Origin of the sequence: Novosphingobium aquimarinum, assembly GCF_009746585.1 — a bacterium.
Lineage (GTDB): Bacteria > Pseudomonadota > Alphaproteobacteria > Sphingomonadales > Sphingomonadaceae > Novosphingobium > Novosphingobium aquimarinum.
In genome coordinates this window covers 61,727-78,263 of sequence record NZ_WRPO01000001.1, presented here as the reverse complement: position 1 = coordinate 78,263, position 16,537 = coordinate 61,727, and the positions used below count along the sequence as shown (strand labels likewise).

Here is a 16,537-nt window from a genome sequence, read left to right as displayed (position 1 = left end):
CGCCATGGCCCGCGCGCTCTACATCCACTGGCCGTTCTGCCTGGCGAAATGCCCGTATTGCGACTTCAACAGCCATGTCAGGCAAGGCGTGGACGTGGCGCAATGGCGCGAGGCCCTGATCGCCGACATGCGCCACGAAGCGCAAGTGGCGGCAGGGGAACCGCTCGACAGTGTGTTCTTCGGCGGCGGCACCCCCTCGCTGATGCCCCCTGCCCTCGTCGACGCATTGCTTGCCGAAGCCGAGCGGCTCTGGGGTTTTTGCGACAACTGCGAGATCACGCTGGAAGGCAATCCCTCTTCGGTCGAGGCGGCAAACTACGCCGCGCTCGCCAGCGCCGGGATCAATCGCGCTTCGCTGGGCCTCCAAGCCTTTGACGACGCGTCGCTACGCTTCCTGGGTCGCTTGCACGACGGGCGCGAAGGTCTGGCGGCGCTGGACGTGGCGCAGCGCCATTTCGATCGCGTGTCGTTCGACCTCATCTACGCGCTCCCCGAGCACACGCCCACGCAGTGGGAAGCGGACCTCCGCCACGCGCTCTCGCTCGGCACGGGACACCTCTCGCTGTACCAGTTGACGATCGAGCCGGGCACGCGCTTTGCCACGCTCGCGCGCCAAGGCGCGTTCGTCCCGCTCGACGACGATGCCGCGGCGGATCTGTTCGATCTCACCCGCGAACTGACCGCGGCGGCAGGGTTGCCCGCTTACGAGATCAGCAATCACGCCCGCCCCGGCGAGGAGAGCCGGCACAACCTCGCCTATTGGCGATACCAGGATTATTGCGGCATCGGCCCCGGCGCGCATGGCCGGCGGGGCGGCGTCGCGACGCAGCGGCATCGCAAGCCCGAAAACTGGCTCGCGAGCATGGCTGCCAAGGGCCACGGCATCAGCGAAGACCGTGGGCTCGTCCCGCGCGAGCAAGCCTCCGAGTCCTTGCTGATGGGGCTGCGCCTCGCGGAAGGCATCGATCTTGCCGCGCTGGCGGACCGCTTCGCGCTGGCCCCGAGCGAACTGGTCGATGACGACAAAGCCGCGTTCTACACCCAGCAGGGCCTGCTGCAACGCGACGGCACGCGGCTAGGCGTGACGCCGGCGGGAATGTCGCTGCTCGATGCGCTGTTGGCGGAACTAGTCCGCGCGGATCTCGTGCTGGCGTGACCAGCGGCGATCTCCTGGAAGCCTGGGGCAATCACCTGGCGCAGGGCCGGCGGCGCAGTCCGCACACGGTGCGCGCCTATGTCGCGACCGCCGCGCGTTTGCTCGACACGCTCGACACGACGAGCTGGAACCGTGTCGCACGGCTCGATGTCGCCGACTTGCGGCGGCACTTGGCCGATCGCCGCGCGGACGGCCTCGGCAACCCTTCGGCGGCGCGCGAGCTCTCCGCGCTCAAGGGATTTCTCGCCTTCGCCCGCGAAATGGCCGGCCTCGATCACGTGCAAGGCCCGAGGATGCGCGGCCCGCGAGTGAAGAAAGGCCTGCCGCGCCCCGTCACGCCCGACGAGGCTGTGAACCTGGCGCTGGCAGTCGAGGAAGACAACGTCGAGCCCTGGATCGGCGCGCGCGACCGGGCAGTGCTGCTGCTGCTCTACGGCGCCGGCATGCGGATCAGCGAAGCGCTCTCGATCCCCGGATCGGCTATCCCGCTGGGCGAAACGATCACGGTGCTTGGCAAGGGCGGCAAACAGCGCGTAGTGCCGCTGCTCCCCATCGCACGCGAAGCCGTGGCAGACTATCTGGCGAAGTGTCCGTGGCCACTGGTGCGCGACGAGCCCCTGTTTCGCGGCGCCAAGGGTGGGCCGCTATCGCAAGGCATGGTGCAAAAGGCGATGGCGCGCGCCCGCGTCGCGCTCGGTCTGCCGGCCAGTGCGACGCCGCATGCGCTGCGCCATTCCTTCGCGACGCATCTGTTGGGCGCGGGCGCCGACTTGCGCAGTCTGCAGGAATTGCTTGGCCACGCCAGCCTCGGCTCGACGCAGATCTACACCAAGGTGGACGCAGCCACGCTGCTGGACGTGTATCGCCATGCCCATCCCCGGGAGCGCGGCTGAAGCCTTATTTGGCGCTCGACGGCTGCCATTGCACCACGCGCCAGACGTAGGCGAGCACGCTCACGACCAGCACGGCCATCGTGGCGTAGCCAAGCCACGTTTCCAGTTCGGAAAACGCGCGTCCCAGCCACTCGCCGGCCTTGATGAGCGCCAGATTCCAGATCGCCGCTCCGCAGAAGGTGAAGACCAGGAACCGCCAATGGCTCATGCGCGCCAAGCCGGCGGGGATCGACACGACGGTGCGGAAAATCGGCAGGAACCGGAATAGAAACACGACCCACTGGCCGTGCTTGTGAAAGAACTGCGCGGCGCGCTGCAGATCGTCCCATTCCAGCGTCAGCCAGCGTCCGTGGCGGTCGACGAAAGGTCGCAAGCGCTCGTACCCCAGCTTGTAGGCAACGAGGAACAGCACGTAGTTACCGATCGTCGCGCCGACGGTTCCGGCAATCAGCAGCGGCACGATCGTCATCGTACCGCGCGCGACCGAAATGCCCCCGATGCCCATGATCAGCTCGGAAGGAATCGGCGGGAAGATGTTTTCCAAGGCCATCAGCAGGGCAATGCCCCAGTAGCCGCCGCTTCCGATCAGCGAGATGATCCAGTCATGCACGGCCGGATTCCCGCCATGAAAAGCCTACATCGCGGCGTGGCGCTGCTCGCACGCTTCGATCAGCGCTGCGGCCGTATCGGTGCCGTTGAACTTGTCGATTGCGACGATGCCGGTGGGCGAGGTCACGTTGATTTCTGTAAGCCATTGTCCGCCTATCACGTCGATGCCTACGAAAACGAGTCCGCGCGCGCGCAGTTCCGGCCCCATCGCCGAACAGATCTCTTCTTCCCGTGAAGTGAGTGTCGCCGCTTCGGCATAGCCGCCGACGGCGAGGTTGGAACGAAACTCACCTTCCCCCGGCTTGCGGTTGATGGCGCCGGCAAATTCGCCGTCAACCAGGACGATGCGCTTGTCGCCCTCGCTCACGGAAGGAAGGAAGGGCTGGACCATGAACGGTTCAGGCCAGACCTGACCGAACAGCTCGGTCAGCGCGCCCAGATTCGCGCCGTCCGCAGGCACGCGGAACACGGCCTTGCCGCCATTGCCGTGCAGCGGTTTGACCACCAGCTCGCCCGGATGCGCGGCATGGAAGCGACGCACGTCTTCGATCCGGCGCGCGATGAACGTCGGCGGCATGAACCGTGCGAAATCGAGCACGAAGACCTTTTCGGGCGCGTTGCGGACCGAGACCGGGTCGTTGACCACCAGCGTCTGCCCGGCCAGCCGTTCGAGCAGATGCGTGCCGGTGATGTACCCCAGGTCGAACGGCGGATCCTGCCGCATCAGGATGACATCGATGTCGCGCGCAAGATCGATCAGGCGGTATTCCCCCCGGGTGAAATGGTTGCCTGCTTCGCGCCGCACCGTGACGGGGGCGCCCCACGCGGTCAGGGTCCCGGCCGCGCCCGACGAGCTGTCGTAAGCCAACGTGCGGACGTCGTAATGAAAGACCTCATGCCCTCGGGCCTGGGCCGCCAGCATCAGCGCGAACGAGGAATCGCCGGCGATGTTGATCGTTTCGATAGGGTCCATCTGGACCGCGATGCGCAGTTTCATGTCAATTCCAGCCCGAGGATTTTGCTTAGGCGCCGCTTAATGGGAAAAGAGGAGTTCGGCGACTAGTTTCCAATTCCACCGACGCTGAACAGTTCCTCCGAAGCGCTCGTAACCTCCTGCCGTTTCCCTGCGGCATTCCACCCCTGCGATCGCTTCACGCGCCGGATTGAGATGCATTCTTGATCCGGCGCGGCCAGCGCCATGGGGCGATCAGCAGAACATCGATCCTGATATCGTCGTCGGGCCTGGCATAGCGCGGTGCGACGGCCTCGACGGCCGCTTCGACTCGTCGCAGACGCCAGGGATCGATCGCGAGATCGAGATCTTCGGCGCGGCGCCGCCATTTGACCTCGACGAAACAGACCGTGCGGCCGCGCCGCGCGACGATGTCGATCTCCCCGCGCGGCGTGCGGACCCGCTGGCCGACGATATGCCAGCCCTGAAGTCGCAAGTACCAGGCCGACAGGGTTTCGGCTCTCCGCCCTTGCCGCTCGGCCCGATGGCGCCTGGCCGTCACGACAGCGCCGTCACGACGGTGTGGTCACTTGAGTTCGAGCGCCCGCGCGTAGAGGGACTTTCGATCGAGCCCCGTCGCCTTGGCCACGGCCGCTGCTGCCTGGGAGGGCTTGGCGTATCGCAATTCCTCGCGCAGCATCGCTTCGGCATCGATCGCGGTTACGGCTTCGTCGGGCGGCGGGCCGATCAGCAGGACGATCTCGCCTTTGGCGGGCTTGGCTTCGAAGTGCGCTTTCAGGTCCTCGGCGCTGCCGCTGCGGCATTCTTCGAATTTCTTCGTGAGTTCTCGCGCCACGGCGATTTCGCGGCCCGGCAGGACGCGCGCGACGGCGTCCAGCGCGGCAACGATGCGCGGTGCGGTTTCGTAGAAGATCAGCGTCGCGCGCAGGCCGGCCAGTTCCCTGAGTTCGGCGTCGCGCGCCTTTTCCTTCGCGGGGAGGAACCCCGCGAACAGGAAGCGATCGTTGGGCAGACCCGAAAGCGTTAGGGCCAGCACCGCAGCGCTGGCTCCCGGTAACGACGTCACGGAAATGCCTTCTTCTCTCGCGGTGCGTACCAGGCGGTACCCCGGATCGGACACGAGCGGCGTCCCCGCGTCGCTCACCAGCGCGACCGGCTCGTTGCGCATGATCTCGACCAGCCGCGCACGATCCTGCGGTGATGCGTGGTCATCGTAGCGGATCATGCGCTTCGACAAACCGAGATGATGCAGCAGCTTGCCCGTCACCCGCGTATCCTCGCATGCGACGATCGAAACCCGGTCGAGAACCTCGACCGCGCGGCGGGTGATATCTCCCAGATTGCCAATGGGGGTTGCCACCAAGTAGAGGCCCGGCGAAAGAGGGTCGTCCATGGATGACAGCCATGGCCTAATTTAACGGGGAGCGGCAAGTGATGTTCGGATCGAGGCTGGATCGGCGCAAGCTTCTGGCGACCGGGGCGATGGCGTTGCTCGGCGCCTGCGCGGTCATACCCAAGGGCCCAACCGAGGCGCCGCCGCCCGCCCCTGCGCCCGCTCCCGCGCCCAGCCCCACCACCCTGCCGACCGACAACGAGCGCCACCGCGTCGCGCTGCTCGTGCCGTTGAGCGGGTCCAATGCCGCGGTTGGCCAATCGCTGGCTAACGCCGCGACGATGGCGGTGCTCGACACGAACGCGCAGAACCTGCGCGTCACGACCTACGATACCGCGATCAATCCCGCCGACGCCGCTAGGCGCGCGGTGGCGGACGGCAACAAGCTGATCCTCGGCCCGCTGCTTTCGAGCGACGTCCCCGAAGTCGTGAAGGCGGCAAGGCCCGCCAACGTCCCGATGATCTCGTTCTCGAACGATGAGACCGCGGCGCAGCGCGACGTCTTCATCATGGGCAACCTGCCCGGCCAGTCGGTCGCGCGAACGATCGACTACGCGATCGGCACCGGCATTCGCGCCTTCGGGGCGCTGGTGCCTCGCGGCGAATACGGGCAGCGCGCCTCCGATGCGCTGATGGCCAGCGTGCGCCAGGGCGGCGGCAGCGTCGTGGCGATGGAAGCCTACGACCGCAGCGGCGCTTCGGTGACGAGCGCTGCGCGCCGCCTCGCGGAGAAAGGCGGCTATGACGCCGTGCTCATCGCCGATGGCGGTTCGATGTCCGCCCGCGCCGCGCCCGTTCTTAAAGGCACCGGCAATGCCGGGCCACGCCTCCTCGGGACGGAATTGTGGAGCGGCGAGAAGGATGTCACCTCTTCGCCAGCGCTGCGCGGCGCCTGGTATGCCGCGGTCAGCGATCGCAACTTCGGCCAGTTCACCAAGAGCTACCGCTCGCGCTTCGGCTCGCAGCCCTATCGCATTGCGACGCTCGGCTACGATGCCGTGCTGCTGTCGCTGCGCGTCGCCAAAAACTGGAAGCCTGGGACCGACTTTCCGATGCGCAATCTGGTCGATCCGGATGGTTTTCTCGGGCTCGACGGCCCGTTCCGCTTCGGCCGCGACGGCGTGATCGAGCGGGCTTTCGAAGTCCGCGAAGTCACCGCCGGGGGCAACACGGTGATCAGTCCGGCGCCTGCCAAATTCGGCCGCTGAGGATAAGACCGACGCCGTGCTTGCCTGCCGGATTCCGCGCAGGCTAAAAGGGGCACGATGTCCGATGACCTGTTCGATAAGCTGCCGGCTTCCGGGGGCGAGGCCTACGATGGCTCTGCCATCGAAGTGCTCGAGGGGCTGGAGCCCGTACGGCGCCGCCCCGGCATGTACATCGGCGGCACCGACGAACGGGCGCTCCACCACCTCGCTGCCGAAGTGCTCGACAATGCGATGGACGAGGCGGTCGCGGGCCATGCCAATCGCATCGAGTTCACGCTGGAGGCGGAACCCGGCGCTGCCGGCAAGCTGACGATCACCGACAACGGCCGCGGCATCCCGGTCGACGAGCATCCCAAGTATCCCGGCAAATCCGCACTCGAGGTAATCCTCACCACGCTGCACTCCGGCGGTAAGTTCTCCGGCAAGGCCTACGCGACTTCGGGCGGCCTGCACGGCGTCGGTGTCTCGGTGGTCAACGCGCTGTCGACGCTCACCCGCATCGAGGTCGCGCGTAACAAGGAAGTCTACGCGCAGGAGTTTTCGCGCGGGCTTCCGACCGGCAAGCTGGAAAAGATCGGCACGACGCCCAACCGGCGCGGCACCAGCGTCACCTTCGTGCCGGATACCGAGATCTTCGGCGACCAGAAGTTCAAGCCGCTGCGGCTGTTCAAACTGGTCCGCTCCAAGGCCTACCTCTTCGCCGGCGTGGAAATCCGCTGGAAGTGCTCGCCCGAATTGGCAAGCGAGGAAGTGCCCGCCGAGGCCGTCTTCCAGTTCCCCGGCGGTCTCGCCGACCATCTGGCCGAGCAAGTCGGCGGTCGCGAATGCGTCACCAGCCAGTTCTTTTCGGGCTCGCAGGACTTTCCGGCGAGCGATGATGGGACCGAGCAAGGCCGCGTCGAATGGGCGGTCGCCTGGCCGCTCTATTCGGACGGCGCCTATTCCTGGTACTGCAACACGATCCCGACCCCCGACGGCGGCACCCACGAGCAGGGCCTGCGCGCCGCGCTGACCAAGGGCATCCGCGCCTTCGCCGATCTGGTCGGTCAAAAGAAGGCCAAGGACATCACGCCCGACGACATGATCGTCGGCAGCGAGATCATGCTGTCGGTCTTCGTGCGCGATCCGCAGTTCCAGTCGCAGACCAAGGACCGGCTGACCTCGCCCGAAGCCGCGCGCCTCGTCGAAAATGCAGTGCGCGATCACTTCGACCATTTCCTCGCGGACAACATGGATCGCGGCAAGGCGCTGCTCGGCCATGTCATGGAGCGCATGGACGAGCGCCTGCGCCGCAAGGCCGAGCGCGACGTCAAGCGCAAGACCGCTACCAACGCCAAGAAGTTGCGCCTGCCCGGCAAGCTCACCGATTGTTCGGGCGAAGGCAGCGGCGAGACCGAGCTGTTCATCGTCGAGGGAGACAGCGCGGGCGGCTCGGCCAAGCAGGCGCGCGACCGCAAGACGCAGGCGATCCTGCCGATCCGCGGCAAGATCCTCAACGTCGCCAGCGCCAGCGCCGACAAGATCCGCGGCAACCAGGAGATCGCGGACCTGCAACTCGCTTTAGGTTGCGGTATCCGCAAGGACTGCAACGCCGACAACTTGCGCTACGATCGCATCATCATCATGACCGATGCGGACGTCGACGGCGCGCACATCGCGACGCTACTGATGACGTTCTTCTTCCAGGAAATGCCCGAGATCGTGCGCAAGGGACACTTGTACCTCGCGCAGCCGCCGCTGTACCGGCTCGTCTCGGGCAGCAAGTCCGCCTACGCCCGCGACGATGAACATCGTGCCGAGCTGGAAGCGACCGTGTTCAAGGGCAAGAAGGTCGAAGTCGGCCGCTTCAAGGGCCTGGGCGAAATGAACCCGCAGCAATTGCGCGAAACCACGATGAGCCCGGACAGCCGCTCACTGATCCGCATCACCCTGCCCCCCGAATACGAAGGCCGCGCGGCGGTGAAGGACCTCGTCGACCGCCTCATGGGGCGCAACCCCGAGCACCGTTTCATGTTCATCCAGAACCGTGCGGGGGAACTGGACCCGGATTTGATTGATGCTTGAGGGTGGGGCTGGCTGATCGGATGACGGCTGTTGGTTCGTGATCCACGGAGGCTGCCCTTCCGGACTCGACGCCAAAGCGGACGCTCAAAAGAGCGCAAGAGCATCCCGTTCCTCCATCTCCAAGCGGCAATCTCGAAAGACCAGTTCGGGAACAATCCTGAGAAAACACCCGATCAATAGCTTGAAGAATTACCTGGCGGGTTGTGTTCCGCTGGAGGTTTCCAACCGGGAGGCAGTTAGTCGCCGTGGCCATCTGATCAAGGAGTCGCGGCAGGCGGAGTTGCGATGTTCCGGCGTCGAACGTTCGAGTTATCCATATCCGAAAAGATCATCCATCTTTCACCGGGCTCTCGCCGAAGCGTCAGGGTAAACTTCCCAACATCGCTGGATTGCAAGCCGTAACCATACGATCCGATTATGTAACCGTATGTGGTACCACTTGCATAAGCGAGCGCGCGTAGACGTAATGGAGCGCCGCCTTGCCCTTGATAAATATCCTGAATAGCTAAACGTCCACGGACGGGTGAAGCATCGTTCTGCAAAACAAACCCATCATCTGCGAAGAGTGAGGCGAGGGCCTCAGCATCTCCTATACTCCAGGCGTGCTCGTATTCGCGGAGGACGCGATCCATTTCGGGTGGCAATGTGACACTAGGCAAAGCTTCAGCATTGGATCCCGCGACGGAGTTTTGCGCAAGAAGAGGCACCGCGAAGAACGCGAAGCCGAGTGCGAAGATGGAATGCGGGAAGCGGGGCATTTAGCAAAATCCAAACCGAATCCGACGAATCGATAGCGTAATGGCTCACCTTCAACAACCTTCCCTGATCGATCCCCAGACTGCCCAACCCCCATGATCGTTTTCTCTAGATTTGGCCGTTTTTCGGAGAGGGGTTCCTTTGCCAGGATGGTTGATTTCAGCTCATGCCGATCTGAAACCCGAAAGTCGCACGACTATTCAGACATTGGAGACTGGTCCTCCAGTTTCCCATGGCGTCGCTCAACCAAGTCCGCTCAGCCTGAGCTTGTGGGGTGCTGGTGTGTCTGCAGTCAGGGTACTTACCGCAGTCGCTTCACGAACAGTCCGCTCTCGCGCTTCTGGGTCGCGAAATTGGGCAGGCTTTGCACCAGTTCCGACAATCGCGAGAAGCCATAGCTGCGTGCGTCGAAGCTGGAGCGGTTCGCCGCACGCTGGCCGAGTTCGGACAAGCTTGCGTAACCCTCGTCGTCGCGCTTGCTCGCTCTCCAGGCGTCGCCGAGCAGCTTGACCACTTCGTCTTCCACCTGCGGCGCGGGCGTCGGGGTCACGTCCTCGTCCTCTTCTTCGGCGATCTGGTCGATGTCGATGAAGCGGGTGCAGGCCTGGCGGAAGGCCTCGGGCGTGCGGGCGGTGCCGAAGCCATAGACCGGAGTGCCGTTCTGGCGGATGCGCATGGCGAGCGGCATGAAGTCCGAATCGCTGGTCATCAGCCCGAAGCCGTCGACATGGCCGCCGTAGAGCAGGTCCATCGCGTCGATCGTCATCTTCATGTCGGTCGCGTTCTTGCCCTTGGTCAGGTCGAACTGCTGCTGCGGCTCGATCGCGTAGCGGTGGACGATCTTCGACCAGCCCTTGAGCCCGGGCTTGGCCCAGTTGCCGTAGATCCGCCGCACGTTGACGGTGCCGAGATCGCCGAGGATCGTCAGGGCCGCCTCGAGGCTCTTGGGCGAAGCGTTGTCGGCATCGATCAGCAAGGCGATGTTGCGGTTCTGTCGGATCTTGTTGCTCATGTGCCTCTTTCTCAGCCCGCGTGGGACTTCATCTCTTTCAGGGTAGAATAGCCCGCAACGGCAAGCCATGTTCCGCAGCAAAGCCCGCGCGCGGACAAAAAGGCAAGACCATGAGCGACGATCCAACCGCCTTGTCTGGCGGAACCCTGCTGCCCAGCAGACTGCATGCCTGGCTGCTGATCGCGCTCGAACTGATCATGGGCGCCGAAGCGGTGCTGCTGGTGCTCAGCGCGCGATGGATGCATGTGTTCGCCACCGTGCTGCTGATGGCCTTGATCGCGTTCCCCGCGCTGTTCCCGCGCCGCATGCCGATCCAAGTCCCCTCGGAGATCCAGGTGTTCGTCGTCGTGTTCCTGTTCGCGACGCTGTTCCTGGGCGAAGTGCAGGACTTCTACATTCGCTTCTGGTGGTGGGATCTGGTGCTGCACACCAGCTCGGGCGTGCTGCTGGGCCTCGTCGGCTTTCTGGTGGTCTACGTGCTCAACGAGAACGAGATGGTCGATGTCTCGATGCGGCCGAGCTTTCTGGCGCTGTTCGCTTTCAGCTTCAGCGTGAGCCTGGGCGCGGTCTGGGAAATCTTCGAGTTTGCGATGGACCAGCTCGCGGGGACCAATATGCAAAAGGCCATGCTCGGCGATCCCTCCGGCCTGACGGACACGATGTGGGACCTGATCGTCGATACGCTCGGCGCGCTGGTGATGGCGCTGGCGGGCTGGCGCTACATGCGCCGCGCGCGGCACGATCGCACCGATCACTGGCTACGCCGCTTCGTCGACCGGCACCCGCATATGTTCAGCCGGTTCTAGAGTTCGACAATGGAATGCCGTCATGCTGGTTGTCATCGTCTCGCGGTTGTCGCGCTCGCCGGAGCAATACCACGAACAGCGCCAGCAGGATCGGCGGCAGGATCGGCACACCGATGCTGAGCGCGAGCGGCCGGGCGAAGGCAGGCGCGGCGAAGGCGAGCAGGATCGTCAGGCGCTCCCAGCGGCGGTGGTCCTGCCCCGCCAGCCAGATCAGCGGGAAGGCCAGCAGCACCAGATCGTAGTCGAGCATGAACGGGGTGACGAGCAGCGCCCCCACCAGCAGCGCCGCGCCGAGAGCATCGCTCCACCCGCGGCTCACCGCTGCCGCCGCGATGGACATCACGACAGCCGCGCTCAATACGGTCTGCAAAGCATAAGCGAGCCATGTCGGAGCGCCAAGCAATCGCGCTCCTGCGAACAGGCTCACCATCTTGGAGAATCCGACCGACCCTTGGCTCATCGCTGCTTGCGCGGCGGCGCTCAGTGCGAGCCAGTCGGCCCACGGCTGCAGGCCGAAAGCCAGCGTCGCGAGCAAAGCCAAGGCGAGTGAGGACGCCGCAGCGGCAGCGATTACGCGCCACTGTCCGGTCAGCAGCAGCACCAGCGGCACCAGCGGGCCGAACTGCGGCTTGATCGTCGCCAGCCCGAACAGCACGCCCGCAAGAACCGGTCGGCGCGGCACGAAGTACGTCGCCGCGCCCATCAGCCCGGCGACGAGAAACGCGGTCTGGCCATGCGTAATCGTGATGAGCACGGGCGGGAACGCGGCCAGTAGTATCCACATTGAGGGATGCTCGCGGAGGGATGCGCGGAGCCAGCACGAGACGCTCCAGGCGTAGAACGCGCCGGTCGCCAAGAGCCAGATCGCCAGCGAGACGAAATAGGGCCCGATGCCCAGCAACCGGCACAGCGGCAGGAACGAGGGCGGATAGAAGAATGCCGTGAACGCCTCACCCTGCTGCACGAAATAGGCGCGTTGCGCGGCGATATGCGCGGCTTGATCGTAGACGTCCTGCCCGGCGGCGAGCATCCGGCCCGCAGTCCAGAAGCTGAGAAAATCGGTTCCCAGCAGATAGCCGTTGCGATCGACCCCGTTCGTCGAAGTCGCCAGCAGGAATCCCAGCGTAAGGGCATTCAGCAGCGCGAGCAGGAGGAGATATCCGCGCACCCTGCCCCGATCGAGCCAAGCCGCTGTGCTGAAGAACCCCCCGGTCATTCCGGATGTCTGACGACCATCGCATCGTCTGTCCATCGCGCCGGCGAAGGCTTGAACAGCTGCGGCACGCTTGCTTCGCTGCGCTGCACAACCTACCGTTGCGGACTTAGCAATCGTCTAGGACCAGTCATGCAGCGTTTCGAAGGTACCAGCAATTACGTCGCCACCGAGGATCTCAAGGTCGCGGTCAACGCGGCCGTACTGCTGCGCCGCCCGCTGCTAGTTAAGGGCGAACCGGGGACGGGTAAGACCGTCCTGGCGCACGAGATCGCCAAGGCGGTGAACGCGCCGCTGATCGAATGGAACGTGAAGTCGACCACCAAGGCCCACCAGGGCCTCTACGAATACGACGCGGTCGCCCGCCTGCGCGACGGCCAGCTCGGCGACGAGCGGGTCCACGACATCAAGAACTACATCAAGAAGGGCAAACTGTGGGAGGCGTTCACCGCGCCCGAACTGCCGGTGCTGCTGATCGACGAAATCGACAAGGCCGACATCGAGTTTCCGAACGATCTCCTCCAGGAACTCGATCGCATGAGCTTCGACGTCTACGAGACGCAGGAGCGGATCGAAGCGAAGGAACGCCCGATCGTGGTCATCACCTCGAACAACGAGAAGGAACTGCCCGACGCGTTTCTGCGCCGGTGCTTCTTCCATTACATCAAGTTCCCCGACCGCGAGACGATGCAGGCGATCATCGACGTGCACTACCCCGGCATCCAGAAGACGCTGGTCACCAAGGCGATGGAGATGTTCTACGAGCTGCGCGAAGTGCCGGGCCTCAAAAAGAAGCCCTCGACCAGCGAATTGCTCGATTGGCTCAAACTGCTGATGAACGAGGACATGCCGCTCGACGTGTTGCAGAACCAGGATCCGACCAAGGCGATCCCGCCGCTGCATGGCGCGCTGCTCAAGAACGAGCAGGACGTGATGCTGTTCGAACGTCTTGCCTTCATGTCGCGGCGCGGAAGCTGACGGCCGTGCACACCGGACAATGTCTCTGCGGGCAAGTGACCTTCACGATCGACGCGGAGCCCCTCGGCGCTCGCGCCTGCTGGTGCCGCGATTGCCAGCGCATCGCCAGCGGCTCGGCGACGATCAATGTGCTCTTTCCCGAAGTGGCGGTGGTCTACACGGGCGAGATCGGCACTATCGCGATGACCGCAGACAGCGGCAACACGGTCGAACGCGGCTTCTGTCCGCAATGCGGCGCGCAGCTTTACAGCAAGACCGTCGAGCCGGCCGGAATGCCGATGCGGGTGCGCGCCGGCACGCTCGACGATCCCGAACTGATGGCGCCGCAATCGCTTATCTGGGTCGAGAGCGCGCCTTCGTGGGCACCGCTCGATTTCAAGATCCCGCACTTCGAACAAGGCCCCGACAGCACGCGCATCAATGGAGATGTACAATGACAGCGCCTTACCAGGGCCACTGCAGCTGCGGCGCCGTGAGCCTTGAGATCACGTCCGAACCGCTCTGGGTGCGCCAGTGCTGGTGCCGTCAGTGCCGTCGCATCGCGGCAAGCGGTCCGACCAACAACGCCTTGTTTATGACCGACGCTATGACCGTGACCGGCGACGTCGCCTGGTGGGACTACGAGGCAGCCAGCGGCAATCGCATTGCGCATGGCTTTTGCGCCACTTGCGGCACGCAGATGTTCGGTCGCAACGCCGCCCGCGATGGAGCCTGGGTCGTGCGTCTCGGTGTGCTCGACGATGCCGGCGATCTGGCCCCGAAGTCCGCGATCTGGACATCAGAAGCGCCCGACTGGGCAACAATCGATCCGGACTTAGAACAGTTCGAGCATCAGCCGCCGCTGCCGCCACGCAAGGATTAGTAGTCCAACACTCCCGATTTCCGTGACCCAACCTAGCGATCGGCCTAGGATTCGTAGGCCGCGATATAGGTGAACATGCGGGTTAGCATGTCGCGTTCCGCCTCGCGGATCTCGGGTCGCCAGATCTCGAACAGCAGCACCACCCGAGTCGAATTCGAGCGGTTCCATGCCTCGTGCTCGATGCTGTCATCGAACACCAGCATCTCGCCCTGACGCCATGGGCGAGTCTCGTTGCCCACCCGCAGCTCGCATCCTTCCGGCGCGATCAGCGGCAAGTGGCAGATCAGGCGCGTATTGAAGAACCCGCTATGCGGCAGGATGTGCATGCCCGGCTGCATCTGCGAGAACAACGCCATCGGCGAACGGCGCGCGATCACCGGGATCGGGGCGAGTTCCAGCGTGGCAACGGTTTGCGGGCAGCGCTCCGCATGCTCGGCAACCAGCGCACCGTTCTCCCACAAGTAATAGGCGCTCCAGCGCGCATCACCGACCATGGCATTGAGCTTGGCAGGCCGTCCCGGTTCGCTCTCGACATAGGGCCGAAAGCCGCCGTCCGCATCATCCAGAACGCCCAGCAGCTCCGCCCGCAGGGCTTCGGTGCGCGCTTCCATTTCGGGGATCCAGTCAAAGCTCTCGCGCTCGTAGAACTGGATTTGCGGTAGCCCGGGAAAGTAGAAGCTTTGCGGCTGCTGCATGTAGATCTGCTTGCGGCCGGTAAGGATGTCGAGCGCGTCGGCGATCCGTGGCGACGGAGCTTCCCCCATGCCTTCGAGGGTACCGCGCAAGTCCTCCTCGAAGCGCGCCGCCAGCCCCGCAAGCCGCTCCTGCACCCGCCCGAGTGCGGTGCGCAGATCGGGGCCGGGCTGCGCCACTTTGGCGCCGGCATCGAGGGCAGCGCGGAAGAAGGCGTTGGCGCCGCGGCTGTCGCCGGCCTGCATCCGGCAATCGCCCTTGATGATGAGGCCCCAGACATGGCGCGGTTCCCTTTCCAGCAAGCGGTCGATCGCCAGTTCACCCGCTTCCCGGTTCCCCGCCATGAGATGCGCCTGCGCCAGCGTGAGCGGTGGGGTGTCGGGCAGCTGTTCGAGCGCCGCGACGGCGGCTTTGCCATCGCGCCGCGACAAGGCCGCGCGGGCTTCATCTGTGAGCGTCTGCACTTGATTCGGGGTCAATGTCATGCGGCGAGCCTATAGCGATGCCGCCGGCACTTCCAATCGTGCCCGCCGATCTGACCGAAGCGGGAATTGGGTTTGCGGTGCCGCGCGGGGTGGACTAGCCTTGCGCCCATGTTCTTCAATTTCGTCGACGAGCTGCGCGCCGCAGGCATTTCCGCCAGCTTCAAGGAGCATCTCGTGTTGCTCGAGGCGCTCGATAAGCAAGTGATCGAGCAGACGCCCGAAGCCTTCTATTATTTAAGCCGGGCCACCTTCGTGAAGGACGAGGGCCTGCTCGACCGGTTCGACCAGGTCTTCCAAAGAGTCTTCAAGGGCATTCTCACGGACTACGGCCAGACCCCGGTCGAAGTCCCAGAGGAATGGCTGAAAAAGCTCGCCGAACGCTATTTCTCGCCGGAGGAGATGGAGCAGATCAAGTCGAAAGGCTCGTGGGACGAGATCATGGAAACGCTGAAGCAGCGGCTCGAAGAACAGGAAAAGCGGCACCAGGGCGGCAACAAGTGGATCGGCACCAACGGCACCTCGCCATACGGTCACTCGGGCTACAATCCCGAAGGCGTGCGCATCGGCGGCGAAAGCCGGCACAAGCGCGCAATCAAGGTCTGGGAAAAGCGCGAATTCGCCAATCTCGACAACAGCAAGGAACTGGGCACCCGCAACATCAAGGTCGCGCTGCGCCGCCTGCGGCGTTTCGCGCGCGAGGGATCGGCCGAGGAACTCGATCTCGACGCGACGATCGAAGGCACCGCCAAACAGGGCTGGCTCGACGTTCGCATGCGGCCCGAGCGGCGCAATGCCGTCAAAGTGCTGCTTTTCCTGGATGTGGGCGGCTCGATGGACCCGTTCGTTTCGCTGATGGAGGAGCTGTTCAGCGCAGCCACCGCGGAATTCAAGAACCTCGAATTCTTCTACTTCCACAATTGCCTCTACGAAGGCGTCTGGAAGGACAACCGCCGGCGCTGGTCGCAACGCACACCGACCTGGGACGTGCTCCACAAGTACGGGCACGATTACAAGGTGATCTTCGTCGGCGACGCCGCGATGAGCCCTTACGAGATTTCGCACCCCGGCGGCTCGGTGGAACACATGAACGAGGAAGCCGGCGCGACCTGGCTGCAGCGCGTGCGACAGACATATCCCGCCACCGTTTGGCTGAATCCCACGCCCGAGCGGCAGTGGGGCTATTCCAGTTCGACGCGGATGATCCGCGAGATCATGCAGGACGCGATGTATCCGCTGACTCTGGGCGGGCTGGACGATGCGATGCGGGAACTGACGCGGAAGAAACACTGAGTGAGGCCTAAGCGCCTCAGCAAAGGTGCAGGTGCAATCTCGCATCCGCCGTCATGCTGAACTTGTTTCAGCATCCATGCTGCCACCCTTCCGGACCTGAGCGGTGAGGCGCGATGGATGCTGAAACAAGTTCAGCATGACGAGAA

General features: G+C 64.4%; 17 protein-coding genes. 9 read left to right on the top strand and 8 right to left on the bottom strand.

All coding sequences use genetic code 11. The annotated features are described in order from the left end of the window. Positions 1-4 precede the first annotated feature (4 nt). Both hemW and GQO94_RS00370 read left to right on the top strand, forming a co-directional pair. Positions 5-1,156 carry a radical SAM family heme chaperone HemW gene (hemW, locus tag GQO94_RS00375; RefSeq protein ID WP_156839164.1) on the top strand — a complete coding sequence of 384 codons (1,152 nt, stop codon included), beginning with the start codon at positions 5-7 and terminating at the stop codon, positions 1,154-1,156. Next, complete coding sequence (locus GQO94_RS00370) at positions 1,153-2,049, top strand: tyrosine recombinase XerC (RefSeq protein ID WP_156839163.1); 897 nt, start codon at positions 1,153-1,155, stop codon at positions 2,047-2,049. Before hemW ends, GQO94_RS00370 begins: the two co-directional genes overlap by 4 nt. A 4-nt stretch (positions 2,050-2,053) precedes the next feature. Here GQO94_RS00370 and GQO94_RS00365 read toward each other — a convergent pair whose 3' ends face one another. From GQO94_RS00365 to rsmI, 4 genes are all read right to left on the bottom strand, one after another. Beyond that, positions 2,054-2,659, bottom strand: a complete 606-nt coding sequence (locus tag GQO94_RS00365; RefSeq protein WP_198045727.1) for a DedA family protein — start codon at positions 2,657-2,659, stop codon at positions 2,054-2,056. 24 nt (positions 2,660-2,683) lie between these two features. Beyond that, complete coding sequence (gene gshB / locus GQO94_RS00360; RefSeq protein WP_156839162.1) at positions 2,684-3,655, bottom strand: glutathione synthase; 972 nt, start codon at positions 3,653-3,655, stop codon at positions 2,684-2,686. Between the two features lie 154 nt (positions 3,656-3,809). Next, positions 3,810-4,172 carry a YraN family protein gene (locus tag GQO94_RS00355; protein ID WP_156839161.1) on the bottom strand — a complete coding sequence of 121 codons (363 nt, stop codon included), beginning with the start codon at positions 4,170-4,172 and terminating at the stop codon, positions 3,810-3,812. Between the two features lie 24 nt (positions 4,173-4,196). Beyond that, entirely contained in the window at positions 4,197-5,024 is an 828-nt protein-coding gene (gene rsmI / locus GQO94_RS00350; protein ID WP_156839160.1) for a 16S rRNA (cytidine(1402)-2'-O)-methyltransferase, read from the bottom strand. Positions 5,025-5,065: 41 nt separating this feature from the next. On the opposite strand from rsmI, the gene GQO94_RS00345 reads away from it, so the two are divergent. Together GQO94_RS00345 and parE are read left to right on the top strand one after the other, a co-directional pair. Next, positions 5,066-6,232 carry a penicillin-binding protein activator gene (locus tag GQO94_RS00345; protein WP_156839159.1) on the top strand — a complete coding sequence of 389 codons (1,167 nt, stop codon included), beginning with the start codon at positions 5,066-5,068 and terminating at the stop codon, positions 6,230-6,232. A gap of 57 nt (positions 6,233-6,289) precedes the next feature. Next, positions 6,290-8,296 carry a DNA topoisomerase IV subunit B gene (gene parE / locus GQO94_RS00340; protein ID WP_156839158.1) on the top strand — a complete coding sequence of 669 codons (2,007 nt, stop codon included), beginning with the start codon at positions 6,290-6,292 and terminating at the stop codon, positions 8,294-8,296. Positions 8,297-8,553: 257 nt separating this feature from the next. On the opposite strand, the gene GQO94_RS21345 is transcribed toward parE, so the two are convergent. After that, positions 8,554-8,928 (bottom strand): YybH family protein, encoded by a 375-nt coding sequence (locus GQO94_RS21345; RefSeq protein ID WP_408636568.1) that lies wholly within the window; start codon positions 8,926-8,928, stop codon positions 8,554-8,556. Between the two features lie 425 nt (positions 8,929-9,353). After that, positions 9,354-10,064 (bottom strand): NYN domain-containing protein, encoded by a 711-nt coding sequence (locus tag GQO94_RS00330; RefSeq protein ID WP_156839156.1) that lies wholly within the window; start codon positions 10,062-10,064, stop codon positions 9,354-9,356. Between the two features lie 110 nt (positions 10,065-10,174). Here GQO94_RS00330 and GQO94_RS00325 point away from each other — a divergent pair, with 110 nt between their 5' ends. Then, the gene (locus tag GQO94_RS00325; RefSeq protein WP_232332695.1) at positions 10,175-10,870 is read left to right on the top strand and encodes a hypothetical protein; all 696 of its coding nucleotides are present in this window, start codon (positions 10,175-10,177) and stop codon (positions 10,868-10,870) included. On the opposite strand, the gene GQO94_RS00320 is transcribed toward GQO94_RS00325, so the two are convergent. Beyond that, positions 10,857-12,086 carry a glycosyltransferase family 87 protein gene (locus tag GQO94_RS00320; protein ID WP_156839155.1) on the bottom strand — a complete coding sequence of 410 codons (1,230 nt, stop codon included), beginning with the start codon at positions 12,084-12,086 and terminating at the stop codon, positions 10,857-10,859. The genes GQO94_RS00325 and GQO94_RS00320 overlap by 14 nt on opposite strands. Before the next feature lie 129 nt (positions 12,087-12,215). Between GQO94_RS00320 and GQO94_RS00315 the strand changes: the two genes are divergently transcribed. From GQO94_RS00315 to GQO94_RS00305, 3 genes are read left to right on the top strand one after another with little or no spacing between them, the layout of a single operon-like run. Continuing rightward, positions 12,216-13,061, top strand: a complete 846-nt coding sequence (locus GQO94_RS00315; protein WP_156839154.1) for an AAA family ATPase — start codon at positions 12,216-12,218, stop codon at positions 13,059-13,061. 5 nt (positions 13,062-13,066) lie between these two features. Beyond that, entirely contained in the window at positions 13,067-13,498 is a 432-nt protein-coding gene (locus GQO94_RS00310; protein ID WP_232332694.1) for a GFA family protein, read from the top strand. After that, positions 13,495-13,923, top strand: a complete 429-nt coding sequence (locus GQO94_RS00305; RefSeq protein ID WP_156839153.1) for a GFA family protein — start codon at positions 13,495-13,497, stop codon at positions 13,921-13,923. Before GQO94_RS00310 ends, GQO94_RS00305 begins: the two co-directional genes overlap by 4 nt. Positions 13,924-13,967: 44 nt before the next feature. On the opposite strand, the gene GQO94_RS00300 is transcribed toward GQO94_RS00305, so the two are convergent. After that, a complete protein-coding gene (locus GQO94_RS00300) occupies positions 13,968-15,101 on the bottom strand; it encodes an aspartyl/asparaginyl beta-hydroxylase domain-containing protein (protein ID WP_156839152.1) in 1,134 nt (377 codons plus the stop codon). 108 nt (positions 15,102-15,209) lie between these two features. Between GQO94_RS00300 and GQO94_RS00295 the strand changes: the two genes are divergently transcribed. Next, a complete protein-coding gene (locus GQO94_RS00295; protein WP_156839151.1) occupies positions 15,210-16,391 on the top strand; it encodes a vWA domain-containing protein in 1,182 nt (393 codons plus the stop codon). Positions 16,392-16,537: the final 146 nt, after the last annotated feature.

Coding starts and splice junctions, on each gene's coding strand:
- hemW (WP_156839164.1), top strand. CDS start 5: ATGGCCCGCGCGCTCTACATCCACTGGCCGTTCTGCCTGGCGAAATGC.
- gshB (WP_156839162.1), bottom strand. CDS start 3,655: ATGAAACTGCGCATCGCGGTCCAGATGGACCCTATCGAAACGATCAAC.
- rsmI (WP_156839160.1), bottom strand. CDS start 5,024: ATGGACGACCCTCTTTCGCCGGGCCTCTACTTGGTGGCAACCCCCATT.
- GQO94_RS00345 (WP_156839159.1), top strand. CDS start 5,066: ATGTTCGGATCGAGGCTGGATCGGCGCAAGCTTCTGGCGACCGGGGCG.
- parE (WP_156839158.1), top strand. CDS start 6,290: ATGTCCGATGACCTGTTCGATAAGCTGCCGGCTTCCGGGGGCGAGGCC.
- GQO94_RS21345 (WP_408636568.1), bottom strand. CDS start 8,928: ATGGATCGCGTCCTCCGCGAATACGAGCACGCCTGGAGTATAGGAGAT.
- GQO94_RS00330 (WP_156839156.1), bottom strand. CDS start 10,064: ATGAGCAACAAGATCCGACAGAACCGCAACATCGCCTTGCTGATCGAT.
- GQO94_RS00325 (WP_232332695.1), top strand. CDS start 10,175: ATGAGCGACGATCCAACCGCCTTGTCTGGCGGAACCCTGCTGCCCAGC.
- GQO94_RS00320 (WP_156839155.1), bottom strand. CDS start 12,086: ATGACCGGGGGGTTCTTCAGCACAGCGGCTTGGCTCGATCGGGGCAGG.
- GQO94_RS00315 (WP_156839154.1), top strand. CDS start 12,216: ATGCAGCGTTTCGAAGGTACCAGCAATTACGTCGCCACCGAGGATCTC.
- GQO94_RS00305 (WP_156839153.1), top strand. CDS start 13,495: ATGACAGCGCCTTACCAGGGCCACTGCAGCTGCGGCGCCGTGAGCCTT.
- GQO94_RS00300 (WP_156839152.1), bottom strand. CDS start 15,101: ATGACATTGACCCCGAATCAAGTGCAGACGCTCACAGATGAAGCCCGC.
- GQO94_RS00295 (WP_156839151.1), top strand. CDS start 15,210: ATGTTCTTCAATTTCGTCGACGAGCTGCGCGCCGCAGGCATTTCCGCC.